The sequence below is a fragment of the Serratia sp. CY56464 genome (genome assembly GCF_052168435.1).
GTDB lineage: Bacteria > Pseudomonadota > Gammaproteobacteria > Enterobacterales > Enterobacteriaceae > Serratia > Serratia marcescens.
The window spans coordinates 2144581-2170468 of the sequence record NZ_JBJNMV010000001.1; the positions used below are offsets into that span (position 1 = coordinate 2144581).

The 25888-nt window shown below is 59.1% G+C and carries 27 protein-coding genes; 17 read left to right on the top strand and 10 right to left on the bottom strand.

Going from position 1 to position 25888, the window contains the following annotated elements; translation table 11 throughout:
- Window positions 1-152: 152 nt before the first annotated feature.
- Together moeA and moeB are read left to right on the top strand one after the other, a co-directional pair.
- Window positions 153-1391, top strand: a complete 1239-nt coding sequence (gene moeA, locus ACJ8KE_RS10380) for a molybdopterin molybdotransferase MoeA (protein WP_239441729.1) — start codon at window positions 153-155, stop codon at window positions 1389-1391.
- Between the two features lie 2 nt (window positions 1392-1393).
- Window positions 1394-2149, top strand: a complete 756-nt coding sequence (moeB, locus tag ACJ8KE_RS10385) for a molybdopterin-synthase adenylyltransferase MoeB (RefSeq protein ID WP_089184386.1) — start codon at window positions 1394-1396, stop codon at window positions 2147-2149.
- A gap of 51 nt (window positions 2150-2200) precedes the next feature.
- Here the strand turns inward: moeB and ACJ8KE_RS10390 are convergent, their stop codons facing one another.
- Together ACJ8KE_RS10390 and ACJ8KE_RS10395 are read right to left on the bottom strand one after the other, a co-directional pair.
- Window positions 2201-3793 (bottom strand): ABC-F family ATPase, encoded by a 1593-nt coding sequence (locus ACJ8KE_RS10390; RefSeq protein WP_028127944.1) that lies wholly within the window; start codon window positions 3791-3793, stop codon window positions 2201-2203.
- A gap of 136 nt (window positions 3794-3929) precedes the next feature.
- A complete protein-coding gene (locus ACJ8KE_RS10395) occupies window positions 3930-4157 on the bottom strand; it encodes a tautomerase family protein (RefSeq protein ID WP_033650586.1) in 228 nt (75 codons plus the stop codon).
- A gap of 63 nt (window positions 4158-4220) precedes the next feature.
- On the opposite strand from ACJ8KE_RS10395, the gene ACJ8KE_RS10400 reads away from it, so the two are divergent.
- Both ACJ8KE_RS10400 and ACJ8KE_RS10405 read left to right on the top strand, forming a co-directional pair.
- The gene (locus tag ACJ8KE_RS10400) at window positions 4221-4688 is read left to right on the top strand and encodes a winged helix-turn-helix transcriptional regulator (RefSeq protein WP_123867675.1); all 468 of its coding nucleotides are present in this window, start codon (window positions 4221-4223) and stop codon (window positions 4686-4688) included.
- Window positions 4689-4746: 58 nt separating this feature from the next.
- Entirely contained in the window at window positions 4747-5178 is a 432-nt protein-coding gene (locus tag ACJ8KE_RS10405; protein WP_079450980.1) for a hypothetical protein, read from the top strand.
- Here ACJ8KE_RS10405 and cynR read toward each other — a convergent pair.
- Entirely contained in the window at window positions 5102-6052 is a 951-nt protein-coding gene (cynR, locus tag ACJ8KE_RS10410; protein WP_442517231.1) for a transcriptional regulator CynR, read from the bottom strand. The genes ACJ8KE_RS10405 and cynR overlap by 77 nt on opposite strands.
- Before the next feature lie 114 nt (window positions 6053-6166).
- Here cynR and ACJ8KE_RS10415 point away from each other — a divergent pair, with 114 nt between their 5' ends.
- From ACJ8KE_RS10415 to ACJ8KE_RS10430, 4 genes are all read left to right on the top strand, one after another.
- Complete coding sequence (locus tag ACJ8KE_RS10415; protein ID WP_421131196.1) at window positions 6167-6820, top strand: carbonic anhydrase; 654 nt, start codon at window positions 6167-6169, stop codon at window positions 6818-6820.
- Between the two features lie 20 nt (window positions 6821-6840).
- Complete coding sequence (gene cynS / locus ACJ8KE_RS10420) at window positions 6841-7311, top strand: cyanase (protein ID WP_004939029.1); 471 nt, start codon at window positions 6841-6843, stop codon at window positions 7309-7311.
- Between the two features lie 233 nt (window positions 7312-7544).
- Window positions 7545-7802, top strand: a complete 258-nt coding sequence (locus ACJ8KE_RS10425) for a YjhX family toxin (RefSeq protein WP_004939031.1) — start codon at window positions 7545-7547, stop codon at window positions 7800-7802.
- 61 nt (window positions 7803-7863) lie between these two features.
- Window positions 7864-8370 carry a GNAT family N-acetyltransferase gene (locus ACJ8KE_RS10430; RefSeq protein ID WP_442517232.1) on the top strand — a complete coding sequence of 169 codons (507 nt, stop codon included), beginning with the start codon at window positions 7864-7866 and terminating at the stop codon, window positions 8368-8370.
- A 33-nt stretch (window positions 8371-8403) separates the two neighbouring features.
- Here ACJ8KE_RS10430 and ACJ8KE_RS10435 read toward each other — a convergent pair whose 3' ends face one another.
- Together ACJ8KE_RS10435 and ACJ8KE_RS10440 are read right to left on the bottom strand one after the other, a co-directional pair.
- The gene (locus tag ACJ8KE_RS10435) at window positions 8404-8901 is read right to left on the bottom strand and encodes an AAA family ATPase (RefSeq protein WP_143778761.1); all 498 of its coding nucleotides are present in this window, start codon (window positions 8899-8901) and stop codon (window positions 8404-8406) included.
- 170 nt (window positions 8902-9071) lie between these two features.
- Window positions 9072-9968: a LysR family transcriptional regulator gene (locus tag ACJ8KE_RS10440; RefSeq protein ID WP_049299836.1), complete on the bottom strand. Its 897-nt coding sequence runs from the start codon at window positions 9966-9968 to the stop codon at window positions 9072-9074.
- 132 nt (window positions 9969-10100) lie between these two features.
- Here ACJ8KE_RS10440 and ACJ8KE_RS10445 point away from each other — a divergent pair, with 132 nt between their 5' ends.
- Complete coding sequence (locus tag ACJ8KE_RS10445; protein WP_048796067.1) at window positions 10101-10832, top strand: isochorismatase family protein; 732 nt, start codon at window positions 10101-10103, stop codon at window positions 10830-10832.
- 34 nt (window positions 10833-10866) lie between these two features.
- On the opposite strand, the gene ACJ8KE_RS10450 is transcribed toward ACJ8KE_RS10445, so the two are convergent.
- The gene (locus ACJ8KE_RS10450) at window positions 10867-11214 is read right to left on the bottom strand and encodes an antibiotic biosynthesis monooxygenase family protein (RefSeq protein WP_116403713.1); all 348 of its coding nucleotides are present in this window, start codon (window positions 11212-11214) and stop codon (window positions 10867-10869) included.
- Window positions 11215-11376: 162 nt separating this feature from the next.
- Between ACJ8KE_RS10450 and ACJ8KE_RS10455 the strand changes: the two genes are divergently transcribed.
- From ACJ8KE_RS10455 to ACJ8KE_RS10475, 5 genes are all read left to right on the top strand, one after another.
- Entirely contained in the window at window positions 11377-12060 is a 684-nt protein-coding gene (locus tag ACJ8KE_RS10455) for an ArsR/SmtB family transcription factor (protein ID WP_442517233.1), read from the top strand.
- A 74-nt stretch (window positions 12061-12134) separates the two neighbouring features.
- Window positions 12135-12842 (top strand): glutathione S-transferase N-terminal domain-containing protein, encoded by a 708-nt coding sequence (locus ACJ8KE_RS10460; RefSeq protein ID WP_016928477.1) that lies wholly within the window; start codon window positions 12135-12137, stop codon window positions 12840-12842.
- Window positions 12843-12974: 132 nt separating this feature from the next.
- Window positions 12975-14402 carry an alkaline phosphatase gene (phoA, locus tag ACJ8KE_RS10465; protein ID WP_033640903.1) on the top strand — a complete coding sequence of 476 codons (1428 nt, stop codon included), beginning with the start codon at window positions 12975-12977 and terminating at the stop codon, window positions 14400-14402.
- A gap of 461 nt (window positions 14403-14863) precedes the next feature.
- Window positions 14864-16444, top strand: a complete 1581-nt coding sequence (gene mqo, locus ACJ8KE_RS10470; protein WP_016928479.1) for a malate dehydrogenase (quinone) — start codon at window positions 14864-14866, stop codon at window positions 16442-16444.
- A 205-nt stretch (window positions 16445-16649) separates the two neighbouring features.
- Window positions 16650-17108, top strand: a complete 459-nt coding sequence (locus ACJ8KE_RS10475) for a helix-turn-helix domain-containing protein (protein ID WP_004939075.1) — start codon at window positions 16650-16652, stop codon at window positions 17106-17108.
- 76 nt (window positions 17109-17184) lie between these two features.
- On the opposite strand, the gene ACJ8KE_RS10480 is transcribed toward ACJ8KE_RS10475, so the two are convergent.
- The 4 genes from ACJ8KE_RS10480 to ACJ8KE_RS10495 all read right to left on the bottom strand — a co-directional run bounded on the left by ACJ8KE_RS10480 (window position 17185) and on the right by ACJ8KE_RS10495 (window position 22157).
- Entirely contained in the window at window positions 17185-18225 is a 1041-nt protein-coding gene (locus ACJ8KE_RS10480; RefSeq protein WP_016928480.1) for a fimbrial protein, read from the bottom strand.
- 11 nt (window positions 18226-18236) lie between these two features.
- Window positions 18237-20852 (bottom strand): fimbria/pilus outer membrane usher protein, encoded by a 2616-nt coding sequence (locus ACJ8KE_RS10485; RefSeq protein ID WP_028127938.1) that lies wholly within the window; start codon window positions 20850-20852, stop codon window positions 18237-18239.
- A gap of 27 nt (window positions 20853-20879) precedes the next feature.
- Window positions 20880-21563, bottom strand: coding sequence for a fimbrial biogenesis chaperone (locus ACJ8KE_RS10490; protein WP_016928482.1), 684 nt, complete (start codon window positions 21561-21563; stop codon window positions 20880-20882).
- Window positions 21564-21629: 66 nt separating this feature from the next.
- The gene (locus ACJ8KE_RS10495) at window positions 21630-22157 is read right to left on the bottom strand and encodes a fimbrial protein (protein WP_004939088.1); all 528 of its coding nucleotides are present in this window, start codon (window positions 22155-22157) and stop codon (window positions 21630-21632) included.
- A gap of 514 nt (window positions 22158-22671) precedes the next feature.
- On the opposite strand from ACJ8KE_RS10495, the gene ACJ8KE_RS10500 reads away from it, so the two are divergent.
- The 3 genes from ACJ8KE_RS10500 to ACJ8KE_RS10510 all read left to right on the top strand — a co-directional run bounded on the left by ACJ8KE_RS10500 (window position 22672) and on the right by ACJ8KE_RS10510 (window position 25806).
- A complete protein-coding gene (locus ACJ8KE_RS10500; RefSeq protein ID WP_016928483.1) occupies window positions 22672-23388 on the top strand; it encodes an EAL domain-containing protein in 717 nt (238 codons plus the stop codon).
- A 21-nt stretch (window positions 23389-23409) separates the two neighbouring features.
- Window positions 23410-24000 (top strand): LuxR family transcriptional regulator, encoded by a 591-nt coding sequence (locus ACJ8KE_RS10505; protein ID WP_004939094.1) that lies wholly within the window; start codon window positions 23410-23412, stop codon window positions 23998-24000.
- 180 nt (window positions 24001-24180) lie between these two features.
- Window positions 24181-25806 carry an FMN-binding glutamate synthase family protein gene (locus ACJ8KE_RS10510; protein ID WP_015377182.1) on the top strand — a complete coding sequence of 542 codons (1626 nt, stop codon included), beginning with the start codon at window positions 24181-24183 and terminating at the stop codon, window positions 25804-25806.
- The last annotated feature ends 82 nt before the right edge of the window (window positions 25807-25888 follow it).

The window sequence follows — 25888 nt, forward strand, 5'->3', positions numbered from 1 at the left end:
TCCTCCTCTGTTTTTCGCAGTTTATACCCGATCGCCCTGACGCCGCAGTGCGAAAGATGGCGGGCATAACCCGTTCTCCCCCCCGGCGTTCTCTGCCATAATACCCGCACTTTGTCGCTATCATTGCGCACCCTGATTACGGAGTTCCCCTTATGGATCATTGCCATACTTCCGATCTCATTTCCCTGGAGCAAGCGCTGGAAAAAATGCTCGGGCAGATCGCCCCGCTGCAACAGGCCGAATCCGTCGCGCTGACCGCCGCCGCCGGCCGCATCACCGCCGCGCCGGTGGTCTCGCCGCTCGACGTGCCGCCGTTCGCCAACTCGGCGATGGACGGCTATGCGGTGCGCCTCACCGATCTGGCGGCCAATGCGCCGCTGCCGGTCGCCGGGAAAGCCTTCGCCGGCGCGCCGTTCGACGGTGAATGGCCGGCCAACAGCTGCGTGCGCATCATGACCGGCGCGCCGATCCCGGCCGGGGCGGACGCGGTGATCATGCAGGAGCAGGCAGAAGTGAGCGAGCAGGGCGTGCGTTTTACCGCGCCGGCAGAAGCCGGCCAGAATATCCGTCTGGCGGGTGAAGACATTCGTCGAGGCGCGAGCGTGTTGCCGGCCGGCGTGAAGCTGGGTGCCGCGCAGTTGCCGCTGCTGGCTTCGCTCGGCGTCGCCGAAGTGCAGGTGATGCGTAAGCTGAAGGTCGCGGTGTTCTCCACCGGCGACGAGCTGCAGCCGGTCGGCCAGCCGCTGCAGGCGGGCCAGATCTACGACACTAACCGCTTCGCGGTGCGCCTGATGCTGGAGCAGATGGGCTGTGAAGTGCTCGATCTCGGCATTATCCGCGACGATCGCGATGCGCTGCGCGACGCCTTCACACAGGCGGACAGCCAAGCCGATGTGGTGATCAGCAGCGGCGGCGTCTCGGTCGGCGAAGCCGACTACACCAAACAGATGCTCGATGAACTGGGCCAGGTCAGCTTCTGGAAGCTGGCGATCAAACCCGGCAAACCGTTCGCCTTCGGCAAACTGGGCCACGCCTGGTTCTGCGGCCTGCCTGGCAACCCGGTTTCCGCCGCCCTGACCTTCTACCAACTGGTGCAACCGCTGCTGGCGAAGCTGGCCGGCCACAGCGATTGGCGCCTGCCGCCGCGCCTGCGCGCCCGCGCGCTGACGCCACTGAAGAAATCGCCGGGCCGCCTCGATTTTCAGCGCGGCGTGTTCAGCAGCAACGCCGCGGGCGAACTGGAGGTGAGCACCACCGGCCACCAGGGCTCGCACGTCTTCAGCTCCTACAGCCAGGGCAACTGTTTCATCGTGCTGGAGCGCGAACGCGGTTCGGTGGCGGCGGGTGAAACGGTGGAGATCGAGCCGTTCAACGCCCTGCTGAGGAGCTGAACATGTTGCCGGAATTGACCGACGCCGAAGCGCTGCGCTACAACCGCCAGATCGTGCTGCGCGGCTTTGACTTCGACGGCCAGGAGAAGCTGAAGGCCGCCCGCGTGCTGATCGCCGGGCTGGGCGGGCTGGGCTGCGCCGCCGCGCCATATCTGGCGGCGGCCGGGGTCGGCCATCTGGTGCTGGTGGATTTCGACACCGTCTCGCTCTCCAATCTGCAGCGCCAGATCCTGCACCGCGACGATCGCATCGGCCAGAGCAAAGTCGCCTCCGCCAGGCAGGAACTGAGCGCCATCAATCCGCATATCCGCATCGACGCCATCGACGGCCGTCTGGAAGATGACGCGGTCGCGGCAGAGATCGCCGCCTGCGATCTGGTGCTGGACTGCACCGACAACGTGGCGGCGCGCGACGCGCTGAACCGCCTGTGCCACGCGCAGCGCAAACCGCTGGTTTCCGGCGCGGCGATCCGCATGGAAGGCCAGCTCAGCGTGTTCACCTATCAGCCGGGCGAACCCTGCTACCGCTGCCTGAGCCGGCTGTTCGGCGACAGCGCCCTCACCTGCGTCGAAGCGGGCGTGATGGCGCCGCTGGTCGGCACCATCGGCACCCTGCAGGCGATGGAAGCCATCAAGCTGCTGGCCGACTATGGTCAGCCGCTGCGCGGCAAGTTGTTAATGTTCGATGCGATGAGCATGCAGTTCCGCGAAATGAAACTGCCGAAGGATCCGCACTGCGAAGTGTGCGGCCGGGAATGACGGATAAAAAAAGGGCGGGATAATTCCCGCCCTGATGCGTTGCCGCGAGGGTTATACGATGCCCTGGCTGCGCAGATAGTCTTCGTAGTTGCCGGTAAAGTCGATCACCTTGTTCGGGGTGATTTCCAGAATCCGCGTCGCCAGCGAGCTGACGAACTCACGGTCGTGGGAGACGAAGATCAACGTGCCTTCGTACATCTCCAGCGCCATGTTCAGCGATTCGATGGATTCCATATCCAGGTGGTTGGTCGGTTCGTCCATCACCAGAATATTCGGGCGCTGCATCATCAGCTTGCCGAACAGCATGCGGCCCTTCTCGCCACCGGACAGCACCTTCACTTTCTTCTTGATGTCGTCCTGGCTGAACAGCAGACGGCCCAACACGCTGCGCACCGCTTGCTCGTCGTCTTTTTCCTGCTTCCACTGGCTCATCCAGTCGAACACGCTCAGGGTGTCGTCGAACTCGTATTCGTGATCCTGCGCGTAGTAACCGATACGGGCGTTTTCTGACCATTTCACGGTGCCACTGTCCGGCTGCGCGTCGCCCACCAGCGTTTTCAGCAGGGTGGTTTTACCGATGCCGTTGGCGCCCAGCACCGCGACCTTCTCGCCCACTTCCACCATCAGGTTCAGCTTGCTGAACAGCGGGCCATCATCGAAGCCCTTGGTGAGCGCTTCCACTTCCAGCGCATTACGGAACAGCTTCTTGTCCTGCTCGAAGCGGATGAACGGGTTCTGGCGGCTGGAGGCTTTCACCTCTTCCAGCTGAATCTTGTCGATCTGGCGAGCGCGCGAGGTGGCCTGCTTGGATTTGGAGGCGTTGGCGCTGAAGCGGCTGACGAACGATTGCAGCTCATTGATCTGCGCCTTCTTCTTGGCGTTGTCCGCCAGCAGACGCTCACGCGCCTGGGTGGCGGCGGTCATGTATTCGTCGTAGTTGCCCGGATAAACGCGCAGTTCGCCATAGTCCAGATCCGCCATGTGGGTGCAGACCATGTTCAGGAAGTGACGGTCGTGCGAGATGATGATCATGGTGCTGTTGCGCTCGTTGAGCACGTTTTCCAGCCAGCGAATGGTGTCGATGTCCAGGTTGTTGGTCGGTTCGTCGAGCAGCAGGATTTCCGGATCGGAGAACAGCGCCTGCGCCAGCAACACGCGCAGCTTCCAGCCCGGCGCGATTTCGCTCATCGGGCCGTAGTGCTGCTCCACCGGAATACCCACGCCGAGCAACAGTTCGCCGGCGCGCGCTTCGGCGCTGTAGCCGTCCATTTCGCCGTAGGCCACTTCCAGATCGGCCACTTTATAGCCGTCTTCTTCGCTCATCTCCGCCAATGCGTAGATGCGGTCGCGCTCTTCCTTCACCGCCCACAGTTCGGTGTGGCCCATGATCACGGTATCCAGCACGCTGTACTGCTCAAAGGCAAACTGATCCTGACGCAGTTTACCCAGGCGCTCGTTCGGATCGAGGAACACGTTGCCGCCGCTCGGCGCCAGATCGCCGCCGAGGATTTTCATAAAGGTGGACTTGCCGCAGCCGTTGGCGCCGATCAGGCCGTAACGGTTGCCGCCGCCGAATTTGACAGAGATGTTTTCAAACAACGGCTTGCTGCCGAACTGCATGGTGATGTTGTTAGTGCTTAACACAGCGCTCGCTCTTTATACATAGGGAATGTGATTTGGCGCGCATTATGCCACAACGGGGTGCAGAGATCGCGGGAAGTTTCGGTGACATTTTGAGCATCTGCGGCATCCGATCCTTTTCACAGGCAGCATGGCTGAATTAACGCGGCGGGAACTTCGCGGCAATCATCGCCGCCGTCGGCTGCACGCCGCCCAGGCTCCATTGTTCAGGCGCATGTTCATCGATTCGGACCCAAACCGACTGCCTGAACGCCGGATCGCCTCGCCCTTCTATCTCTACCAGCAGTTCGGTAATGCGGGACAGCAATTCGCTTTTTTGCCGTTCATCCAGCATGCCTTTCACCGTTTGCACATTAACAAATGGCATTATACTCTCCTTGAATATAGTTAAGTCTAAAAACAAGACTTAGATTAGCGAAGGAAAATGCCCATGTCAAAATCTCCCGATCTCCCTACCGTTTCTCTTGCCCTGTGCGGGCTGGCACAGGCCGCGGATCTGCTTGGCGATCGCTGGACGTTGCTGATCCTGCGCGAATCATTCTACGGCGTCCGCCGTTTTGAAGAGCTGCGCGAGAATATCGGCGCTTCGCGCCAGGCGTTGAGCAACCGTCTGAATGCCATGGTAGAACAAGAACTGTTGGCCAAACGCGCTTACCGGGAGCCGGGCGAGCGCGAACGACATGAATATGTCTTGACGGACAAGGGGCGCAGCCTGGGGCCCATCCTGGTTGCGCTGATGGCGTGGGGCCACCGGCATATTCTGCATGACAGCCCCCACGTTCAACTGGTGGATAAACGCAGCGGGCTACCGGTGCAGCTGGCATTTATCGATGCGCAGACCCGCGTGGTGCCTGAAGACGCGCTGCAAATGTCGGCCGTTGAGCGCCCCCCGGCCTGACTTACTCATTCTGGTCTACGCTTGATACCAGACTGATTTAGGACAAGGAAGCTGAACCATGCCACACCTCTATAACACCGCGCTGCTGATCGGCGCCGCGCTGAGCGCCATCGCCGCCCTGCTGCATATTTGGGTGATCGCCGCCGGGCCGCGCGGCTATCGGCTGTGCGGCGCCGGCGATCGCTTCATTAAGGCGGTGGAAGCGGGTAAAAAGTTCCCGGCCGTCGTCACCGCCGGTATCGCGCTGGTGCTGTTTATTTGGGCGCTGTATGCGCTATCCGGCGCGGGCCTGATCGCGCCGCTGCCGCTGCTGCGGCCCGCGCTATTTATCATCACCTTTATCTATCTGCTGCGCGGTGTCGCCGGCCCCTTCGCCCTGCGCGATACCGGCCGCAGCCAGCGTTTTATCGTCGTCAGCTCGCTGATTTGCCTCGGCTTCGGACTGGTGCATCTGCTGGGGATGACGCAGCGCTGGAGTGCGTTGGCGTAACGCCCTGTTGCTGCAGGACGGCGATAAACGCCTGCGCGGCGGCGCTGCGGTAAGCGTCTTTACGCTGCAGCAACACCGCCTGCCGAGCCGGCATGGCGTTGGCCAGCGCCACCTTTTTCAACTGCCGGTTCTCGCGCGCAATCGCGGCCGGCAGCAGCGTGGCGAGCTGCCCGCGCCGCACGATCTCGACAATGGCGCCCAGCGCATTGGCCTCCACCGCCACCTGCGGCCGAAATCCCAGCTGTGTGCAGTAGCGATCGATAAACTGCCGCGTGGCGAAGTCGCCGCTCAGCAAGGCCAGCGGCAGATGTTGCCACTCCGCCAGCGTCAGCGGCCGACGCCGCGCCGCCAGGGGATGATCGGCGCCGACCATCAGTTCCAGCGTCTCACTGAACAACGGCATGGCTTCTACCTCCGCCGACTGCGCCATCTCGAAGGCGATCCCCAGATCCAGTCGATCCTGCGCCAGCAGCGCCTCGATCCGCTCTTGCGCCATCTCCTCAATGCTCAGCGTAATCCCCGGGTAGCGGCGGTAGAACGCATCGATCGCCGGCCCCACCAGATAGGCGGTGAACGTCGGCGTCATCGCCAGCCGCAAATGGCCGCGCGCCAGCGTCGCCACGTCATGGATCGCCCGCGCGCCGGCGTCCAAATCCTGCAGCGCCAGCCGCGCATAGCGCATCCACGCCTCACCGGCGTCGGTCAGGCGCACGGCTCTGCCGCTGCGATCGAACAACGGCGCTCCCAGCGTATCCTCCAACTGTTTGATCTGTTGGGAGAGCGTCGGTTGCGAGACGTGCAGCGCTTCGGCGGCGCGGGTGAAGTTGCCCTGTTCGGCAACGGCCAGAAAATAACGGATGTGTCGCAGCAGCATAGCGCCCCAGCTATTAGTAAAACCTATAGCCGACATTATAAATGGGTCTTAGACCCTATAGCCAGAAGCGTTCATCATGCCGCCATCGCATAACGACACCCAATGGAGAAACGGATGAAAGAGGTGATTGAAGGCTTCCTGAAGTTCCAGCGCGAAGCCTTTGTTGAACGCACGGCGCTGTTTCAGCGGCTGGCGACCCGCCAAAACCCGCGCACCCTGTTTATCTCGTGTTCCGACAGCCGCCTGGTGCCGGAGCTGGTCACCCAGCGCGAGCCGGGCGATCTGTTTGTGATCCGCAACGCCGGTAACATCGTGCCTTCTTTCGGCCCCGAACCCGGCGGGGTGACCGCCTCGGTCGAGTACGCCGTCGCCGCACTGGGCGTGGCAGATATCGTGATCTGCGGCCACTCCGACTGCGGCGCGATGACCGCCATCGCCACCTGCCAGTGCCTGGATCACCTGCCGACGGTGGCCGGCTGGCTGCGTTACGCCGATTCCGCCAAGGCGGTCAATCAGGCTTATCCGCATGCCTCCGACGAGGCGCGGGTCGCGTCGATGGTGCGCGAGAACGTCATCGCCCAGCTCAACAACATCAAAACGCACCCTTCCGTCGCCCTGGCGCTGGATCAGGGCCGCCTGGCGCTGCACGGCTGGGTCTATGACATCGCCAGCGGCGCTATCGAGGCGCTGGACGGCGAAACCCGCCGCTTCGTGCCGCTCGCTACCCATCCCGAGGTGACCGCCACCCCGGCGATCGCCCGTTTTTAAGCCGACAATAAGGAGCTAACATGACACACTCTCTGCACAACGCCGCCCCGCGCGAAGCGCTCACCGACACCATCATGGCCGCCAAGATCCGCCATAACCTGACGTTCGAAGCGCTGGCCGAGGGCACCGGCCTCAGCCTGGCGTTTGTCACCGCCGCCCTGCTGGGGCAGCACGCGCTGCCGGAACCGGCGGCGCGCACGGTGGCGGCCAAGCTGGGGCTGGACGAAGAGGCGGTGCAGCTGCTGCAAACCATCCCGCTGCGCGGCAGCATTCCCGGCGGCGTGCCGACCGATCCGACCATTTATCGCTTCTATGAAATGCTGCAGGTCTACGGCTCCACGCTGAAAGCGCTGGTGCACGAGCAGTTTGGCGACGGCATCATCAGCGCCATCAACTTCAAGCTGGATATCAAGAAGGTCGCCGATCCGGACGGCGGCGAACGCGCAGTGATCACCCTGGACGGCAAATACCTGCCGACCAAGCCTTTCTGATTGGCCTTGCGCCGGCGGCCCGCGTCGCCGGCAAATTGACAGCCAACCGGCCATTGGCTACATTAACTGCGCTGAAACGCCGCCCTGGCGTTTTTCACTGCCCGAGGCCTGTATGTTGGAGATTGTAACCACCCGATAGTCGCTTCCTTGCCGTATGGCGAGGGACTCTGACGTATCCGACGCGCGTTTGCGCGGGGATGCGCGTATCTGGGGTTATTACAGGATCTCCCAACATGAACATTTCCAAAGCGGAACAACGCGTGCTGCACGTGTTGGCCAAAGGCGGCTATATCGCCTTCACCCGCAACGACGCCGGTCGCGTCACCCACGTCGAATGCTACACCCGCGAAGGGCTCGGCCTGGCCGACTGCTCGCTGGCCGTTTTCACCAAGCTCAAAACCAAACGCCTGATCCTCTCTCGCCAGGGGCGCCCTTATCGCGTCACCTTCGCCGGGCTCAAGGCCGTGCGGGCGCAGCTGGACAACCGTTAATCATCGATACCGGCCGGGCAGGCAGTCCGGTCGGTTCAGCGTTTTTAATCAGGATACAACCATGAACATCACGTTACGCCACGAAACGCCGGCCGACGTCGGCGCCATCACCACCCTGACCGCCGCCGCGTTCCTGCACGCCGAACACAGCAGCCACACCGAACAGTTTATCGTCAATGCGCTGCGCGCGGCGGGAGCCCTCACTCTGTCGCTGGTCGCCGAGCAAAATGGCACACCGATCGGGCACGCGTCCGTCTCGCCGGTCGTGCTCAGCAACGGCGCCGCCGGGTGGTACGGGCTGGCGCCGGTGTCGGTGCTGCCGGCCTGTCAGAACTTGGGGATCGGCAGCCGGCTGATCCGCCAGCTATTGGCCGAACTGCAAGAACGGCATGCCGCAGGCTGCGTGGTGCTGGGCGATCCGAACTATTACGGCCGTTTCGGCTTCCAGGCGCAAAGCGCGCTGACCCTGCCGGGCGTGCCGCAAGACTACTTCCGCGCCATCGCCTTCCAGGGCACGCTGCCGTGCGCGGAGGTCGCCTTCCACAACGCGTTTAACGCCGAAGCCTAACCCTGTTGCCGGCGCCGTCATGGCGCCGGTTTTTCAGTCCCGTTCGCCATAACGCAAGACGGTCATCCCTTCCTCTTCCGCCGGGGGAACAAAGTACTGCGCCAGGCGCTCAAACTCCGCTTCGCTCAGTGTAAACGGGTGCTCGCCGCGCGCGTTTCTCAGCGTTATCCGGCTCAGGCACTGCGCATGGCTGGCGTCGAGAAAATGCAGGCAGTGCGCGACGCCGGCCTCCTCCGCCAACGCTTTGGCCCAACGCCGCCTGTCCGGCGTATTCATCGGGAAATCGAGCGCCACGGACCAACCGCCGCGCAGCAGCTGAACGAGGTGCCCGCCAAGCGCCCGCCGCAACCGGTCGGAACAGCGCGCATAGTCTTGCAGGCTGGCCATCTCCTGTTCATACAGCGTCGCCAGCCAAGCATCTTCGACCAGCAACAGCGTTTGCGGTTGCTGCGCCAAACGCTGCGCCAGCGTCGATTTGCCTGCGCCGGCCTTGCCGCACATCAGGTGTAAAACTGCAGGGTAGGTTTTCATGCCGTTCTCCGGTCATTGCCGGAAGGGGATAAAAAAACCCGTCTTGCCGGCGGGTTTTTTATTGGCGACACACGCGCTATCCCACCACACGAAGCATGGTGATAATAATTTGCGCGAATGGGCGATAGGATCTTTTCATAACTAAGGAATATGACAACCGTGCGCCGTTGTCAATTCGCCGTCATCAATCCCTGTTCTCGCACAAACTCGGTGAATAAACTCACTTTCTGCTGCAGATGCCGGCGCGTCGGGTAAACCGCGAAAACCTGATGCACGTCGGCAATCTGTTCAGGGAACAGCCGCACCAGTCTGCCGGCGGCGATTTCGGGATCCGCCACGAACGACGGCAGCGAACCGATGCCCAGTCCCGCCATCAGCATATCCCGCAGCATCAGGCTGTTGTTGGCGATCAGCCGGGGAGTGAACGTCACGCTCAGGCTCTCCTCGCCGGCGGTGAACTGCCACTGCCCCGGCTTTTCCGCCAGGGAATAGGCCAGACAGCTGTGTCGCTGCAATTCATTGGGCGTTTGCGGCACGCCGTGCTGCGCCAAATAGCCGGGCGCGGCGCAAATTCGCTGGTGCACTTCACCCAGTGCCCGGGCACTGAGGGAAGAATCCGGCAGTCGGCGGCGAATGCGCAAGGAAATATCGAAACCGGCCGCCACCACGTCCAATACCCTGTCGTCCAGCGTCAGTTCCACCTGCAGCTGCGGGTAGCGTTGCATAAACGGCGGCAGCAGCGGCGACAGCACCGTCAGGCCGAACGAGAGCGGCGCATTGACCCGCAGCGTGCCGGAGACCTGCTGCGCGCTGGCGGCAACCGTCTGCTCCAGCGCGTCGAACTCGCCAAGCAACCGGCAGGCTTCCTGGTAATAGAGCTGCCCGGCTTCGGTCAGGCTCATGCTGCGGGTGGTGCGCACCAGCAACAGCGTCCCCAACCGACTTTCCAACTGCTTAATCTGCTTGCTCAACGCCGCCGGCGTGATCGCCAGATCCTCCGCCGCCTTATAGAAACTGTTGCGCTCAACCACGCGGCGAAAGGCGCGCATCGTCAGTAGCACGTCCATATTATGTCCTGCTAGTTAATTATAAATTCAATAAAACACAGATTATTAACCCCAACAACCTCAGTAGACTTTATCCAACCGCTTCCCTGAGTGGTAAGTGAATTTAATCTACTGATAATCATGGAGTTAATAATGAAAAAGACCCTGTTCGCCCTGATGCTCGGCCTGAGCGCCGCCACCGCCCCCGTCGCCGCGCTGGCGCAATCCCCCGCCGCCGATAGCCGCCAGGCGGGTTATGTGCAACCGCTGACCGCCGACAACAGCCTGTTGCTGCTGGTCGATCTGCAGGACATGTTCGGCATGACCATTTCCTCTATCGATCAAACCAATCTGGTGAATAACGCCGCCGGCATCGCCAAGGCCGCCAAGGTGTTCAACGTGCCGACCATTCTGGCCTCGGCCAACGCCAAAAGCTTCGCCGGGCCGGTATTCCAGCAGGTGACGCAGGCACGCCCGGACCTGCAGGTGTACGATCGCACCGCCATCAACGTCTGGCAGGATCGGCGCGTGGTGGATCTGATCAAACAATCCGGCCGCAAGAAAATCATCATCGGCGGATTGTGGACCGCCAGCTGCGTGATGCTGCCGGCGCTGTCCGCTCTGGGCGAGGGGTATGAGGTTTATATCCTGTCGGACGTCACCGGCGACATTACGCCAGACAGCCAAAACAACGCCATGCAGCGCCTGATACAGGCGGGCGCCACGCCCATCAACTGGGTGGCGTTGATGCTGGAATGGCAGCAGGACTGGAGCCGCAAAGCCACGGCGGGAGGCGTATTGCAGATCGCCCGCGACCACGGCGCCGCCTGGGGGATGGGCGCCAGCTACGCCGGGGCGATGAAGGTGGGCAGCGAAGCGAAATAACGGACGAAGAAAGCCCGCCGCCGGCGGGCTTTTTTCAGGTGCGGTGATAGCCACGGCTATCCTGCGGCGCCTGTTCGCGGCTCTCCAGCCCGTAGTCCCGCACCACCTCCGCCACCCGCAGCCGGTACTGCGCCAGCACCTCGCCACGGCCGCACGCCTGCGCCGCCCGGTGCTGTTCGAGATTGCGCCACTGCTGCACCGCCGCCTCGTCGCGCCAGAAGGAGAGCGACAGCAGGCGCGCAGGATCAGCCAGGCTTTGAAAACGCTCGATGGAAATGAATCCGTCGATCTGCGCCAGCAGCGGCTTCAGCGCCGCCGCCAACTCCAGGTAAGTCTCCCGCTGCCCGTCGGCGGCCTGCAGTTCAAAAATCACGGCGATCATCCTCGTCTCCTCTCAACGGTAAAATTCCGGCACGCGCGCATTGTAAGAATGGCGCCCAACGCCCGCTCATCAATATCCAGCGAACGCAGACACACAGCACCAGAATGCGATAGCCACAGGCTAGCGATGGACGCGCAGTCATACTTCGTCTAACCTCGAAGTATGCATAACATCGAGATAGAAGCTCGTTTAGCGGCGCTGAGCGCTGCCATCGCTGACCGCACCCGGGCGCGCATGCTGTGCCTGTTGATGGACGGGCGCGCCTACACCGCCACCGAGCTCAGCGCGGCGGTCGAGGTCGCCCCGTCTACCGCCAGCGCACACCTGGCGAAACTGCTGGAGCAGCGGCTGATTGCCTGCGTCAAACAGGGGCGCTACCGCTATTTCCGGCTGGCCGGGCAACCGGTGGGCGCAGCGCTGGAAGGCCTGATGGCGCTGGCGGGCGTGCCGCGCCCGTCGGTGAAGAGCAGCACGCCTACCTCGCTGCAGTATGCTCGCACCTGCTACGACCATATGGCGGGCGAGGTGGCGGTGAAGCTGCACGATCGGCTGCATGCGCTGAACTGGCTGACCGGCGAAGCAGACTACCGGTTAAGCGACGCCGGTCAGGCCGCGCTGACGCGGCTGGGCGTCGATTGCTCGCCCGCCCCCACCCGCCGCCGCTTCGCCTGCGGGTGCCTGGACTGGAGCGAACGCCGATCTCACCTCGGCGGCGCGCTGGGCGCAGCGCTGTTGGCCGTCTTTATCCAACGCGGCTGGATCCTTCGCCGGCTCGACAGCCGTGAGCTGCAGCTGCCCCCCGCCGGTAAAAAAGCGCTGGCCGCACATTTTGACCTCACGGTGTAACCCGGCGACAGGGTAGTTTTACTGCAATACTCTAGGGGTACGCTTAAGCGACCCCGCCAACCCGAGGAGTTTCCATGCTCGATTCCACCCAATTCCCGATCGTCAAACGCTGGCCGGCTCAACATCCGGAACGGCTGCAGCTCTACTCTCTGCCGACGCCGAACGGCGTCAAAGTGTCCATCATGCTGGAAGAGATCGGCCTGCCTTATGAAGCGCACCTGATCGACATCGGCAACAACGAGACCTGGACGCCGGAATTCCTGGCGCTGAACCCGAACGGCAAGATCCCGGCGATCATCGATCCCGACGGCCCCGGCGGCCGGCCGCTGCCGCTGTTCGAATCCGGCGCCATTCTGCTCTACCTGGCGGAAAAGAGCGGCCGTTTCCTGCCGCAGGATCCGGCGCAGCGTTACGAAACCATTCAGTGGGTGTTCTTCCAGATGGCCGCCGTCGGCCCGATGTTCGGCCAGCTCGGTTTCTTCCATAAATTCGCCGGGCGCGAATATGAAGACAAGCGGCCGCTGGAGCGCTACAAAAACGAATCGAAACGCCTGCTCGGCGTGCTGGAAACGCGCCTGGAGGGCCGCGACTGGATCATGGGCGCGGAGTACACCATCGCCGATATCTCGCTGCTGGGCTGGGTGCGCAACCTGATCGGCTTCTATGAGGCGCGCGAACTGGTGGCGTTCGACAGTTTCCCCCGCGTCGCACAGTGGTTGGAGCGCGGTCTGGCGCGGCCGGCGGTGCAGCGCGGGCTGGCTATTCCGGCGCGCACGGCCTGAGACGCCAAACGGGGTGGCCGCCGGGCCATCCCGCCTTTCGCTGTCATAAAATTGTCATCCCTCTGCTCTACTCTCCTTACGTAACAATTTGATGTTATTTATATTGTTGTATTACGACAAGGAGCTTACCCCATGCAACCTGCTGTATCCCTGCTCGCCGGCGCCGTGCTGTCCGCCCTGCTCTGTTCCTCCGCCATCGCGGCGGAAACCTCGCCCAATGCTGATGGCCTGACCGAGCGCGCCGCACGCGGCAACCTCGCCGAGCCGGGCGGAGCCCGTCGTCTGGCCGGCGATCAGACCGCCGCGCTGAAGGCGTCGCTGTCGGACAAAACGGCGAAAAACGTGATACTGCTGATCGGCGACGGCATGGGGGATTCCGAGATCACCGCCGCGCGCAACTACGCTGAAGGCGCAGGCGGTTACTTCAAGGGCATCGACGCCCTGCCGCTGACCGGGCAATACACCCACTACTCGCTGGACAAGAAAACCCGCAAGCCGGATTACGTGACCGACTCCGCCGCCTCCGCCACTGCCTGGACCACCGGGGTGAAAACCTATAACGGCGCGCTCGGCGTGGACGTGAACGGTAAAGATCAGCCGACGCTGCTGGAGATCGCCAAGGCGGCCGGCAAGGCCACCGGCAACGTCTCCACCGCCGAGTTGCAAGACGCTACGCCGGCGGCGCTGGTGTCGCACGTCACCTCGCGCAAATGCTACGGCCCGGAGGAAACCAGCGAGAAATGCGCCGCTAACGCACTGGAAAACGGCGGCCGCGGCTCCATTACCGAGCAGTTGCTGAAGACCCGCGCCGACGTCACGCTGGGCGGCGGCGCGAAGTCCTTCAACCAGCTGGCGAAAAGCGGCGAATGGCAAGGAAAATCGCTGAAAGATCAGGCGGCGGCGCAGGGTTACCAATGGGTGAGCAACGCGGATGAGCTGCAGGCCGTTACGTTGGCCAACCAGCAAAAACCGCTGCTGGGCCTGTTCGCCGACGGCAACATGCCGGTGCGCTGGTTGGGGCCAAAAGCCAGCTATCACGGCAACCTCGACAAGCCTGCGGTAACCTGCGAAAACAACCCGGCGCGCACCGCGGCCACGCCAACGCTGGCGGCGATGACCGAAAAAGCGATCGCGCTGTTGAAAGATAACCCGAACGGCTTCTTCCTGCAGGTCGAGGGCGCGTCGATCGATAAGCAGGATCACGCCGCCAACCCGTGCGGGCAGATTGGTGAAACCGTCGATCTGGACGAAGCGGTGCAAAAAGCGCTGGCCTTCGCCCGCGCCGACGGAAACACGCTGGTGATCGTCACCGCCGACCATGCGCACTCCAGCCAGATCGTCGCCGCCGGCGCCAAAGCGCCGGGCCTGACCCAGCTGCTGACCACCAAAGACGGCGCGCCGATGACCCTCAGCTACGGCAACTCGGAAGAAGAATCGCAGGGGCACACCGGCACCCAATTGCGCGTCGCGGCCTACGGCCCGCACGCCGCCAACGTGGTGGGATTGACCGATCAGACCGATCTATTCTTCACCATGCGCGATGCGATGGGCATCCAGTAACCGCCTGCCGCACGATGGCCGCCCGCAACGGCGGCCATTTATTATTGGTTACCGATAGGTATTTGCAATTTAACCGCAATTATTGTGTGATAACGAAATAACGTTTAATTGCGCGACAATTAACCCCCTAAAATAACGCGGTTATACGGCCTCTCCCCCCTCTTTGTTTATTACTGCGACAGCAACCGGCCTATTTTTGCTTATATTCATTTTTTTTAGTTACAAAAGTAGTTTTTAACATTCTCGCAAACAATAATACCCCGCCAGTAACGTGAACCGATCAATTTGCATCCGGACGGCCTGCAATAGTTCACTTTTCGTTAAATACCCTATTAACAAAAAGGCATTATCGCTGCCTATCGGCTCACGCCGGGCGGTCGGCTTCATTATTTTCCAGGGTAACTCCCGCTAAATTCTTTCACCTGCAATGAGTAGAATTTACACACAAGAGATTTAATTCAATGAGAAAATTACTCGTCCTGATTTTCAGTCTCAGCCTGTTTGGCGTTACGCAGCAGGCGGCGGCTGAAGAGAAGAATAAAACCGTCGACGTGGTGTTGATCGGCGGCGGCATCATGAGCGCCACCTTGGGTACCTATCTGCATGAGCTGGAGCCGACCTGGACCATCGACATGTATGAGCGCATGAACGGCGTGGCGGAAGAGAGCTCCAACGGCTGGAACAACGCCGGTACCGGCCACTCCGCCTTCAGCGAAATGAACTACACGCCGGAAAAAGCCGATGGCACCATCGACATCAGCAAAGCGGTGAAGGTCAACGAGTCTTTCGAAATCTCCCGTCAGTTCTGGTCTTATCAGGTGAAAAACAATGTCCTGAAAGATCCGAAATCCTTTATTAACAGCGTGCCGCACATGAGCTTCGTGTGGGGCGACGACAACGTCAACTTCCTGCGTAAACGCTACGCGGCGCTGCAGCACAGCACCCTGTTCCGCGGCATGGAATATTCCGAAGACCCTGCGCAAATCAAACAGTGGGCGCCACTGGTGATGAACGGCCGCGATCCGGCGCAGAAAATCGCCGCGACCCGCATGCCGCTGGGTACCGACGTTAACTTCGGCGTGATCACCCACCAGCTGGTTGACGCGCTAAGCGCCAGCGACAAGTTCAAGCTGAACCTGAGCCACGAAGTGCGCGACATCAAACGCAACGCCGATCAGACCTGGAGCGTGACCGTTGCCGATCTGAACCGCGACGGCAAAGAAACCACCGTTAACGCCAAATTCGTGTTCATCGGCGCAGGCGGCGCGTCCCTGACCCTGCTGCAGAAATCTGGCATCCCTGAAGCCGACGGCTACGGCGGCTTCCCGGTCGGCGGCCAGTTCCTGGTCACCACCAACCCGGCGATCGCCAACCAGCACCTGGCCAAAGTGTATGGCCTGGCCAGCGTAGGTTCGCCGCCGATGTCCGTGCCGCACCTGGATACCCGCATGCTGGACGGCAAGCGCGTGCTGCTGTTCGGGCCGTTCGCCACCTTCTCCAGCAAGTTCCTGAAGAACGGTTCGCTGTTCGATCTGATGCACTCGCTGAGCACCTCGAACCTGATGCCGATGACCCACGTCGGTCTGGATAACTTCGATCTGGTGAAATACCTGGTCGGCCAGCTGATGATGAACGACGACGATCGCTTCGCCGCGCTGAAAGAGTACTTCCCGGACGCCAAGCAGGCAGACTGGAAGCTGTGGACCGCAGGCCAGCGCGTGCAGATCATCAAGAAAGACGCGGATAAAGGCGGCGTGCTGCAGTTCGGCACCGAAGTCGTCAGCTCTGAAGACGGCAGCATCGCCGCTCTGCTGGGCGCTTCGCCGGGCGCTTCCACCGCTGCGCCAATCATGCTGCACCTGATGGAAACCGTGTTCAAAGACAAAGTGGCGACGCCGGAATGGCAGAGTAAGCTGAAAGAGATCATCCCGTCCTACGGCCACAAGCTGAACGGCGATATCGAGATGACCAACAAGATCCGCGGTTACACCAGCAGCGTACTGGGTCTGAACTACATTGAAGTGAAACCAGAAACTAACTGATTTTCCGTCACTTCCTACTGAAAAGGCCGCTTTATGCGGCCTTTCTTTTATCTCCCTGCCATTCAAAGAGCATTTTTGGCCACCTTTTTACCCCCGGTTTACCCTTGCGTAACGGCGCACTCACGCCTATTATCAAAGAATATACTTGGATAATTAAGCTAAGTCACTGTGACCTGAATGTCGTTTTTGCGGGAGAACTAAAACCATGGATCGCGTCAATATCATTCACGATTTACTAGACTGGATTGAAACTCATCTGGATCAGCCGCTGCTGCTGGATAACGTCGCCGCCAAGTCGGGCTACTCCAAATGGCACCTGCAGCGCATGTTCCGCAGCACCACCGGCCACGCGCTCGGCAGCTATATCCGCGAGCGGCGCCTGTCGCAGGCGGCGCAGGCGCTGCGCTCCACCCCACGCCCGATCCTGGATATCGCCCTGCAATACCATTTCGACTCTCAGCCTTCGTTCTCGCGCGCCTTCAAGAAACAGTTCGGCAAAACCCCAGCAGTGTATCGCCGCACCACCCGCTGGGACGTCGCAGAATGGCCGGCGCAGCCGATAGAAATGCAGGCCGAACCGCGCCATGATGCCCCTACGCTGCCCCGTTGGTACGCCGGCAAACCGCCGGAAGGCGTTTGCACCAGCTGGATGGGGCTGCGTTAATCAGCGCGGTATAAGGCACAAAAAAGGGTTCAGTTCGCGAGAACTGAACCCTTTCTTTTATTGACCAGGCACCGAATTATTTGAAGGTGACGTCAATATTCGCCGATGCGCTGAACGGCCCCACTTTCGGGTTGGTGCTCAACCATTTCAGGCTGGCCATAAAGTTCTTTTCAACGATGGTGCCGTTGACCAGGCCCAGATCGACCGGGCTGTTCATCATGATCGGCGTATTTGGCGTCGCCGCCTGCGAGATCAAAATACCGAAGCCGCTGTCGCTGGTCGGCAGGATCACGCTGTTATCCTGCAGCGGATAAGTGCTGCTGAAGCTGGCCTGCAGCGTCTCCCCCTGGCAGTCCTGTCCGGTCGTCGGATCGGACATATTGGCGGCCACCGAGAACGGCACCTGCTTCTCGATTTTGCCCACCACCGCATTCTGACGCGGGATAGTGCCGAAGTTCACCGTCGAACCGTTGTTGGCCACCACGGTGATTTTCGGGTTGCAGGAAATAAACTGAATGTTGCCCAGCCCGGAAATGTAGGCGTTAAAGTTGCTGTTCGGCGTGCCGTTCAAGCCGCCGACGCCATCAACCTGAAATACCGAGTACGAGTTGTTGTCGTTGATCTTGCCGCCGGCCGGCGGCGCCTTGCCGGTTGCTTTAATATAGATGGCGTAAGACACGGTTACCGTCAGCGATCTGGCCGGAGACAAACAACGGCTGCCCGAACGGCGGCATTCCGTGCCGGGACCGACGTCCTGACGTGCGCCTTTAGTCGGTTTGACATCGATCCCCTGATAAGTGACACCCACTTCGATCGAATTATGGATCTGACTCATCCGGGACTGCGGATCCCAGTACAGGTAGGCATTTTCCCCTTTCGGGTTGTTCCAGTCATCCGTACATTGGAAGGTCGAGGTAAAGGTCTGCGAACGCCACAGCAACGCGCCCGGCGCGGTATTGGCGGTCGACACCTTGATGGCTTTATCCAGCACGATATCCTGGCGAATGCTGCCGTTCTGCTTACACGACAGCGCATAGCTGCTCTGCGAAAACGCGCCCAGCGTGACCAGCAGCCCAGCCGCCAACCCGAGATTCTTGTGCTTTAACAAAGAAGACATATCCTTTCCTTTTACGGTTTTCCGCAGGTCAGCGAAAGTTCCTGATAACCCATTAGCTGTTCGGTCGCCGCTTTCAATTCCGGCACCACCAGTGAGCAGCTTTCGCCCGCGTCGTTGCCCCATTTCACCAGCAGGCGATCCCCTGCGGAAGCCCCTGAAATATAAATATCGCCGTTGGTACCGACAGTACCGTTGTTCTTGCCGTCCGCACTGAAGACGTTGGCGCCAATCGGCGGTACGCTGCCGTCGGCCATCTTGCTGTGTACCAACAGGCTTTGGCCCGTGTGCGTTTCAAATTTCACGCGGGTGATTGCGCCGTAAGTCGGCACCACGTCTCTCGCCGCCATTGGGATATCCAGGCCGTTGCCGATATCTTCGGTGCGCAGCGCCACGCGGTTATGGCGGTATGGCGACGCAGAGGTCATCACCGCGTAACCGAAGCGGTCGATGGCGACACCCGGTTGGTTTTCGATACGAACGCCCTTGGCGTCTTTGGCTTCCACCAGCACAAACGTATTCTGCAGCGGCTGGGTCAACGTCACGCCGCCGGAGTGTGCGACGATGCCGCCCGCCACGCCCAACGAAGACTGCTGATAATCTTTGCTGTAGCTATAACCGGCATTGATGGTCCCCATGCTGCCCTGATAACCGACGTTGGCCGAGCTGGTTTGGCCCGAATAACGATCATGACCGCTTTGCACCGCATAGTTCAAGCGGTTGTCATCCAGCGCGGTGCCGCTCAGGCCGGCGCTGTAGGTATTGCCGCTCTGCTTGCTGTGGCCGGCGTTGAAGCTGGCGGTCATGTCCGACGAATCCTTGCTGAAGAAGCTGAACGGAATCGATACGGTCAGGTTGACGCTGCGGTCTTTATAGCCGTAGTTGCTGCGGCTGTCCTGATAGAAGACGCCATAGCTGATATTTTTATAGCTGCTGTTGAAACCGGTTTGTACGGTGCGGTCTTCGCCGGATCCGCCCCAGTAAGACTGGTTGCTGACGTTGGCGTACAGCGTCGAATTACCGGCGATGCGCTGGTTGACAGACAGCTCAACACGTTGGCGTTTGTTGTTGAAACGGCTGGTGTAATAGCTGCGACGGCGAGATTCCGCCCAGTCCGGCACGCCCAGGTTGCGATCGTTTTGATCGTAGTAATCGTTACGGTAATAACCGTTCTCATAGCGTTCGCGCTCGGCAACCGCATCGGAGAAATCATAATAGCCGGAGGTCGAGTAACGGTAACCGGCAATGCGGAATTCCGTCCCCCAATCGTTGAGCGACTTGGAATACAGGAAACGGAAACTCTCCCCCTGCTTGTCATCGCCGTTCACCAGGTTGGTGTCGGAATAGGACATATCAAAAGAGACAGCCCCCCAGTTCCCCAAGTTTTTACCGAGGCCCACGACCGCTGAACGGTAGTTTTCCGCCACCAGCACGCCACCGTAAGGCGTGATGTCATACGCCATACCGTGCGACAAGGTGCCTTGGACAAACTTGGGCTGATAGCGGCTGGTGCCATCGTGGTATTTACCGGCGGTCAGCTGATAGTTCCAAATCCCTTCGCGCAGCATGTTCGGCACCGAGGAGAACGGCACGACGAAAGAGGTTCTCGAACCGTTGGCTTCGATAACCGTCACGTCCAGGTTACCGCTCAGGGTGCTTGGGAAAATGTCCGTCAGCGCAAACGGCCCTGGCGGCACGTTGGTGCTGTAAATGGTATAGCCGTTCTGACGCACTTCAACGCGCGCGTTGGTCGTCGCCACACCGCGCACCACCGGCGCATAGCCGCGCTGGCTTTCCGGCAGCATGTCGTCGGCGCTGGACATCTGCACACCGCGGAACTGAATGCTGTCGAAAACATTGTTATTAGTGTTGGTCTGGCCGATCACCAGACGGCTGCGCAGAGAAACGATGTCCGTTTCCGCCCAGCTGGAAATGTTCTTCCAATGCGTACCGGCGCCCGACTGTTGGTTCAACGTCGAGTTGTTGCGCAGGCGCCAATCGCCAATATTGAGGCCATTATTAAGGCTCAGGAAGTAATAGTCGGAAGTCTTGTCGTTCTGGTTGTTGCCGTAGCGGTTATGAGTGCCGCTAAAGTTATAGTTAACAAAGCCGGCATTGATGCCGCGATCGTAAACTTTCGGCGAAATGGCGCCTTGCGGGCGCGGGATCAGAAACACCTGCGGCACTTCCAGATCCATACGCTGTACGGCGGCGTCATAGCTCAGCTTGGCGCCGGAGATCTGTTGTGGCAATGCGTAGCATTGCGCGGCACCGGCGGTGGTCAGATCGCCGGGCAGCTTTACGCCGTAATCCTGGTAGTCCACCGCCGTCAGGCACGGCGCTACCGGAGAGTCTTTGGATTCTTTCTTGAACTCGATTTCGCGGTGATCGATACGCTGCCCGTTGAGATAGATATCAAACGGATATTTACCCGGCAGAATATCATCCCCGCTGGCCAACGACGCCACCTGGGCGATATTGTCATCGCCATGGATGAAGGAGGTGTTGAACTGCTCCTCCGCCATGGCCATCTGTGAGAATGAAAAAGGCACAGCAGAAAAATAAATTACACCATTAATCAGCTTCACCAAACGTTTTGGCGCGAGGGTTGTTATTCTTTTGTGTGCCATTTCTTTCATTCCTTGAAGTGCTTCAAATCAATTCAGTGCGACGTTTTTAATCTCGGTGTGACCGCCATAGTCGTTGATATAGGTAAACGACATAGTGTTGGCTGATTGCGCCCCCTGAGGCAGGGAGATGCGCAGGCTGTCGTGTGGCTTGACCATGTCGGCGTTCACTTTCCAGCTCTTGCCGCCGCTCTTCAGGTTCAGCACGCCCAGCGTGACGAACAGCGGGCCATCGTTAGTCACGACTAAATTGCCGCCCTGGCGCTTCCACTTCAGCGCTTCCGCCTGCTGTTGCAGGTTGGTTTTCAACGAATCCGGGCGATAGAACAGTTTGATACGGGTACGGATCGCCACCTGCAGCACGTTATCTTGCTTAGGCGTTGGCGGAATTTCCTGTACGTTGACCCAGAGCAGAGATTCTCTGTCCTGCGGCAAACCGCTGCCGGAATAGATAAAACGCAAAATGGCGTCTTTCTTGGCAGCCAGCTTCAAAATGGGTGGCGTCACCACGATCGGCAAATTCTTAGGCATCTGGCTTGCATCGCCAGTATCCAGCCAGGTTTGCACCATGTAGGTATCGTCGCTGTCATTGCTGATTGAGAGCGATGCGGATTTACTTGCACTGTTATAGATGACACGCGTCGCATCAACCTGAATGCCGGCAAAGGCATTAACAGAGAATGCGAATAAAATACCAGTCAGAATTTTTTTCATCGGAATGTCTCAACTCTCAAAATTTAGCCATCCTTGGCCAATAACTCTATCTATCCTGCCAGCGAATTATTTGTATTCGATGGTGAAGGTAGCGTTAGAGTTTGCCTGACCGGCAGTTACCAGATCCTGGAAGGATTTGTAACGAGCGCGCAGGTTGAAAGTCGCAGCGCCTGGGTTATCGCCATCAGCAGCAACGGTTACGGTAGCTGGGGTAGCCACTTCCTGAGAGATTGGCAGAGTAGAACCGTTGTTATCCAGAATTTCAACGCCAACGCCAGTCGCGCCGCCAGTTACAGCCAACAGCTCTGGGTGGCCGGCTGGGGTGTTACCGTCGAAACGCAGGGTGTAGTTACCCGCTTCACATTTCTCCAGGCTGATATCGAAAGCTTTAGCACCGCTGGTAGAACCGGCAGTTGGGAAAGCGGTGGTAGGATATTTACCCAGGTAAACTTCTTTATTCTGGTCTTTATCAACAACTTTACAGGTGGACTGTACAATTTCACCGGTGAATTTAACGTTGCCGTTTGCTGCCATTGCGTTGGAAGCAGTTGCAGACAATACCAGGGCAGCCAAAGGCAATAATACTTTTTTCATTTCCAGCTCCATAGAACAATAAAATAATCGATTCAGTGGCGGGCTTATATATATATTGCCGCCACTGAGCATACACTCAGCGATAGCACTCCCTTGCTGAAAAGGAGCGTTGCCTCGATGAACTCATTGCCGGACGAAATATAGACTAAGCATATTCTTAATGTTAAATCGTTTAAAACATTCATAAGCCCCCTCTTGATAGGAATAAACTATCGGCGGATACCTATCGATCGATGTTGACGATTCATATGAATAGGAATAATCTGTGTTTGGGAAAGCTGCAGAGTTCAAGATTTTGCGTTAAGGCCTGAAAATCAGAATATTATCCCGAATATTTACACTTAGTAACATATTGCGACGTTTGGACTTTGGCACGAATTACGCGTTTAATGGTCTGTCGACACGTTTCGGCCATCCTGACGCTTTAAATAAGAAATTTACCAATAAACCTGGAGTAACTTTCTTTTTAACCATTTAAAATCAACAAGTTAAATATCAATCCAAGGATTGGGAAATGAGCGGTTCTTTCAGAGAGAAAAATAACGGCATTAATTATGTTTTTCAGCCAATGTTCGCGAAATCGGGACAATTGCTGGCCGTTGAATGTCTGTCTCGCTTTACGTTTAATAGCGAATACGCCCATTTTTCTCCTGAACAGTTCTTTCGTCACGCCGACAGCGCAACCCGGATTGAGATTTTGATGGATCAGATCAATCTGATCGATAAATACAAACACTGGTTTCATGAAAACCAAGTGATAGCCACTTTGAATGTTGACGATTATTCCCTGCAATCGCTGGCGAATACTCACTTTGCCGAAAGAATTAATGCCCTGCGCTGTATTCATTTTGAGATCAGCGAGAATTCAACCCGGCTGGTGAAAGATCGCGTGCACGGCGATCCGTCATTGAATAGTTATTCATTTTGGCTCGATGATTTTGGTTCTGGCTATGCGGGTTTTTCCGCGTTGTACAACAGCCAGTTCCGCTTCGTTAAGCTCGACCGTTTTTTGCTTTGGGACTTTATGAAAAAGTCCGGCGGCGAGGGCTTGATGCGCGCGTTACTGCGCTTCTTTTACCTTAATCATTACAAGGTAATTATCGAAGGAGTTGAAACTCCCGAACACAAGAAATGGCTGGATGAAATGCCATATTACGCACTGCAGGGAAAGCTGTGGAAGGAATCCAGCATCAAGGATTTGAACTCGCTTCTTACAGCTGAATACTTTTAACTCGGTATTGGTGTTTGCCCTATGTCTAAAAACAACGTTCTTGTGATTAGTGAGTGTAAGTACAGCTATGTTGGCCTGTCGGTGCTGCTGAAGAAACACTACGGCGCGTACGATATCCGCCTGTTTTCCGATTTCATGCATGGCGGCGCCAAAGCGGAGAAGATCACCAAGCACGATATCGCGCTGATTTTCACCTCGCAAAACCTGGAACAGAGCGTCAACGTGATAGAAAGCCTGGTGTCCCTGCACCAGCAATACAACAGCAAGACGCGCCTGCTGGTGTTCTATGACGACGAGCGCGTAGTGAAACTGCTGTCGATCCTGGGGATTTCCGTTGAGTTGGTTTCTACCCGCATTCCGCTTTATTCGCTGCAGGAAAAAATCCAGCGGCTGCTGGAAAGCAAGGAACCGGGCGGCATCCGGGTGCAGAAAACCCGCGAGCTCAGCCCGGCGGAAAGCGACGTGATCTTCAATCTGCTGCGCGGCGACAGCCTGCTGCACATTGCGGAAAAACGCGGCACGCACCCGAAAACCATCTTCTCGCAAAAATACAGCGCGATGAAAAAGCTGCGGCTGCGCAGCATGAGCACCATCTTCGTCGCCGGAAAATAAATATCTTGGCTTGTTGCGCGGCACGCCGCGCGGCAACCCCCTTCCGCCAGGTTAAATTAATGTAACAACCGGCGACAAAGCAGAAACAGACACACAACATCCTCTCCTGTTGGTTACGATTTGCACACGGATTATCCGTGAGTCATGTCGTGTGGATTAAAATAAACATCAGGAGATGTTATGAAGTCGTCCTTATTCAGCCGCTATACCTGCTTTGTGCTGAGCATCTTGCTCACCCTGGTTTTCTTGATCATGATGCACAACCATCCGTGGTTCTGGCTGCCGGCCCTGGCCTGCGGTTGCCTGATGGTGCTGGGTATCTACGATCTCACGCAGCAGCGCCACGCCATCTGCCGCAACTACCCGATCATCGGCCGCCTGCGCTTCTTCTTCGAGTTCATCCGCCCGGAACTGCGCCAGTATTTCCTCGAGCAGGATAATGAAGAGATCCCGTTTTCGCGCACCCAGCGCACGCTGGTGTATCGCCGTGCGAAAAATGAGATGGGTGACAAACCGTTCGGCACCCTGCTGGACGTCTACCAAACCGGCTATGAGTGCATCGGCCACTCCATGCGGCCGGTGGAAGCCGCCGACCCAACCAGTTTCCGCATCACCATCGGCGGCGCCGATTGCCGCCAGCCCTACTCCGCGTCGATCTTCAACATTTCGGCCATGAGCTTCGGCGCGCTCTCCGCCAACGCCATCCGCGCGCTCAACCTCGGCGCGGCCAAGGGCAACTTCTACCACGACACCGGTGAGGGCAGCATCAGCCGCTATCACCGCGAAAACAACGGCGATCTGGTGTGGGAGCTGGGCAGCGGCTATTTCGGCTGCCGCACCGCCGACGGCCATTTCGATCCGCGCCGCTTTGCCGAACAAGCGCAAAGCCCGCAGGTGAAAATGATTGAAATCAAGCTCAGCCAGGGCGCTAAACCCGGCCACGGCGGCATTCTGCCGGCGAAGAAGGTGGATGCGGAAATCGCTGCCACCCGCGGCGTGCCGGAAGGCGTGGATTGCATCTCGCCGGCTTCGCACAGCGCCTTCACCACCCCGCTGGAAATGATGCAGTTCATCCAACAGCTGCGCGAGCTGTCAGGCGGCAAGCCGGTCGGTTTCAAGCTGTGCATCGGCCACCCGTGGGAGTTCGTCGCCATCGTCAAGGCGATGCTGCACACCCGCATCCTGCCGGACTTCATCGTGGTGGACGGCAAGGAAGGCGGCACCGGCGCCGCGCCGCTCGAACTCTCCAACTATATGGGCATGCCGCTGCGCGAAGGGCTGCTGTTCGTGCATAACACGCTGGTGGGCTGCGGCCTACGCGACCAAATCAAGATTGGCGCCAGCGGCAAGATCATCAGCGCCTTTGACATCGCCAGCGTGCTGGTGCTCGGCGCCGACTGGGTGAACTCGGCGCGCGGCTTTATGTTCGCCGTCGGCTGCATCCAGTCGCAAAGCTGCCACACCAACCACTGCCCGACCGGCGTCGCGACGCAAGATCCGCTGCGGCAAAAGGCGCTGGTGGTGCCGAACAAGGCGGAACGCGTCTACCACTTCCATCAAAATACGGTGAAAGCGCTGGCGGACATGCTGGCGGCGGCCGGCGTCAGCCGCCCGGAGCAGCTGACCTCGCACCATATGCTGCGCCGCATCACGCCGACCGAGATCAAGGTGTACGCCGATATCTATTACTACCTGGAGCCCGGCGCGCTGCTGCAGCCGGAGATCAAAAGCGAGTTCTACGCCCGCATGTGGCGCATGGCGACGCCCACCAGTTTCGATCAGGCGATCTCGCTGCCGGCGGCATAATGGGATAAGGGATAAAAGAGAGTTGCCCCCTCGCCTTGGGGAAGAGCATATGGAGAGGGGTTGCTTGCTACGGCGGCCCTCC

Coding starts and splice junctions, on each gene's coding strand:
- ACJ8KE_RS10435 (WP_143778761.1), bottom strand. CDS start 8,901: ATGAAAACCTACCCTGCAGTTTTACACCTGATGTGCGGCAAGGCCGGC.
- ACJ8KE_RS10455 (WP_442517233.1), top strand. CDS start 11,377: ATGCATAACATCGAGATAGAAGCTCGTTTAGCGGCGCTGAGCGCTGCC.
- ACJ8KE_RS10425 (WP_004939031.1), top strand. CDS start 7,545: ATGAACATTTCCAAAGCGGAACAACGCGTGCTGCACGTGTTGGCCAAA.
- cynR (WP_442517231.1), bottom strand. CDS start 6,052: ATGCTGCTGCGACACATCCGTTATTTTCTGGCCGTTGCCGAACAGGGC.
- ACJ8KE_RS10475 (WP_004939075.1), top strand. CDS start 16,650: ATGGATCGCGTCAATATCATTCACGATTTACTAGACTGGATTGAAACT.
- ACJ8KE_RS10485 (WP_028127938.1), bottom strand. CDS start 20,852: ATGGCACACAAAAGAATAACAACCCTCGCGCCAAAACGTTTGGTGAAG.
- ACJ8KE_RS10460 (WP_016928477.1), top strand. CDS start 12,135: ATGCTCGATTCCACCCAATTCCCGATCGTCAAACGCTGGCCGGCTCAA.
- cynS (WP_004939029.1), top strand. CDS start 6,841: ATGACACACTCTCTGCACAACGCCGCCCCGCGCGAAGCGCTCACCGAC.
- ACJ8KE_RS10445 (WP_048796067.1), top strand. CDS start 10,101: ATGAAAAAGACCCTGTTCGCCCTGATGCTCGGCCTGAGCGCCGCCACC.
- mqo (WP_016928479.1), top strand. CDS start 14,864: ATGAGAAAATTACTCGTCCTGATTTTCAGTCTCAGCCTGTTTGGCGTT.
- ACJ8KE_RS10480 (WP_016928480.1), bottom strand. CDS start 18,225: ATGTCTTCTTTGTTAAAGCACAAGAATCTCGGGTTGGCGGCTGGGCTG.
- ACJ8KE_RS10450 (WP_116403713.1), bottom strand. CDS start 11,214: ATGATCGCCGTGATTTTTGAACTGCAGGCCGCCGACGGGCAGCGGGAG.
- moeA (WP_239441729.1), top strand. CDS start 153: ATGGATCATTGCCATACTTCCGATCTCATTTCCCTGGAGCAAGCGCTG.
- phoA (WP_033640903.1), top strand. CDS start 12,975: ATGCAACCTGCTGTATCCCTGCTCGCCGGCGCCGTGCTGTCCGCCCTG.
- ACJ8KE_RS10510 (WP_015377182.1), top strand. CDS start 24,181: ATGAAGTCGTCCTTATTCAGCCGCTATACCTGCTTTGTGCTGAGCATC.
- ACJ8KE_RS10430 (WP_442517232.1), top strand. CDS start 7,864: ATGAACATCACGTTACGCCACGAAACGCCGGCCGACGTCGGCGCCATC.
- ACJ8KE_RS10395 (WP_033650586.1), bottom strand. CDS start 4,157: ATGCCATTTGTTAATGTGCAAACGGTGAAAGGCATGCTGGATGAACGG.
- ACJ8KE_RS10405 (WP_079450980.1), top strand. CDS start 4,747: ATGCCACACCTCTATAACACCGCGCTGCTGATCGGCGCCGCGCTGAGC.
- ACJ8KE_RS10490 (WP_016928482.1), bottom strand. CDS start 21,563: ATGAAAAAAATTCTGACTGGTATTTTATTCGCATTCTCTGTTAATGCC.
- ACJ8KE_RS10415 (WP_421131196.1), top strand. CDS start 6,167: ATGAAAGAGGTGATTGAAGGCTTCCTGAAGTTCCAGCGCGAAGCCTTT.
- ACJ8KE_RS10505 (WP_004939094.1), top strand. CDS start 23,410: ATGTCTAAAAACAACGTTCTTGTGATTAGTGAGTGTAAGTACAGCTAT.
- ACJ8KE_RS10440 (WP_049299836.1), bottom strand. CDS start 9,968: ATGGACGTGCTACTGACGATGCGCGCCTTTCGCCGCGTGGTTGAGCGC.
- ACJ8KE_RS10500 (WP_016928483.1), top strand. CDS start 22,672: ATGAGCGGTTCTTTCAGAGAGAAAAATAACGGCATTAATTATGTTTTT.
- ACJ8KE_RS10495 (WP_004939088.1), bottom strand. CDS start 22,157: ATGAAAAAAGTATTATTGCCTTTGGCTGCCCTGGTATTGTCTGCAACT.
- ACJ8KE_RS10400 (WP_123867675.1), top strand. CDS start 4,221: ATGTCAAAATCTCCCGATCTCCCTACCGTTTCTCTTGCCCTGTGCGGG.
- moeB (WP_089184386.1), top strand. CDS start 1,394: ATGTTGCCGGAATTGACCGACGCCGAAGCGCTGCGCTACAACCGCCAG.